We start from the raw sequence: 1,415 nt of genomic DNA, 5'->3' as shown, positions 1-1,415 counted from the left end.
AAATTCAAGGCAACAGATCAGATTTTGAGCATTATTGGTAACAAGAAGAATATTCGCAACTTTGGAGTCATTGCACATGTAGACCACGGCAAGACTACAATGAGTGACAGTCTTTTGGCTTCAAGTGGTATCATAAGTCCATCTGTTGCAGGCCAAGCTCTTGCACTTGATTCCATGAAACTTGAACAAGACAGACAGATGACAATTGTTCAAGCAAACGTTACTTTGCTTTATGAACAAAATGGAGAAGAATATGTCATCAACATGATAGACACTCCAGGACACATTGACTTTACAGGTAGAGTCACAAGAAGTCTTAGAGCAATTGACGGTGCAGTTGTGGTGTCAGATTCTGTTGAAGGTATCATGACACAGACTGAGACTGTAACACGTCAAGCATTAGAAGAAAGAGTACGACCTGTTCTTTACATTAACAAGATTGACCGTCTAATCAAGGAGCTAAGATTGCCTCCGGAGAAGATGCAAGAATGGTTACTTGAAATTATTACAAACTTTAACAGACTAATCGATATTTACGCAGAGCCTGAATACAAGGAAAAATGGAAGGTAAGCATTCAGGACGGTAGTGTCTCATTTGGTTCTGCAAAGGACAAGTGGGGATTTAACGCAGACGTAATGAAGAAAAAAGGAATTTCATTCAAAGATATCTACGAAGCATATTCTGAGGGTGGCGATATCAAGAAACTGGCAGAAAAAGCTCCATTGTATGACGCAGTACTTGGAATGGTTGTAAAACATCACCCATCTCCTGATGTTGCACAAAAATACAGAATCCCAAAGATTTGGAAAGGCGATTTAGAATCAGATATTGGTAAAGCACTTTTGAACTGTGATGATAACGGCCCTGCTGTTATGATGATTGTAAACATGACAGTAGATCCTGCAGCTGGTCCTGTCGCAATTGGAAGATTATTTTCTGGAAAGATAAAAGACGGTGATAGAATACACCTGATTGACTCTAAACGAGAAGGCAGAGTCCAGTCTGTCAACTTTTTCATGGGTAACCAAAGAGAGATGGTAGGAGAGCTTGCAGCAGGAAACATTCCAGCTTTGCTTGGACTAGAACATGCAAGAGCAGGTCAGACCTTGTCCTCTGTATCTACTGTAAATGCATTTGAAGGAATCCAGTATGTGTCAGAACCTGTCGTACAAATTGCAGTAGAACCAAAACATCCAAAAGACTTGCCAAAACTAGTTGAAGCATTAAACCGTATTACAATAGAAGACCCTAACCTGGTTGTAAAAATCAACGAAGAATCAGGTGAGACCGTAATTGCTGGCATGGGTGTGTTACACCTTGAAATTGCAACTGCATTAATTGCAGATGCCAAGGTGGACATTGTCACATCGCAGCCATTGATCAACTATAGGGAAACAATTCGAGGTGGTGCAGG

1 protein-coding gene is annotated in these 1,415 nt (G+C 40.6%); it reads left to right on the top strand.

Annotation, left to right across the window (positions count from 1 at the left end):
• The coding region (locus tag DYY66_RS06565) for a GTP-binding protein (RefSeq protein ID WP_166287306.1) at positions 1-1,415 on the top strand (1,415 nt) is incomplete at both ends.

Origin of the sequence: Candidatus Nitrosotalea sp. FS, from assembly GCF_011319475.1 — an archaeon.
Taxonomy (GTDB): domain Archaea; phylum Thermoproteota; class Nitrososphaeria; order Nitrososphaerales; family Nitrosopumilaceae; genus Nitrosotalea.
Note: the sequence above shows the minus strand (reverse complement) of the source record. Positions and strands in the feature narration are given on the sequence as shown.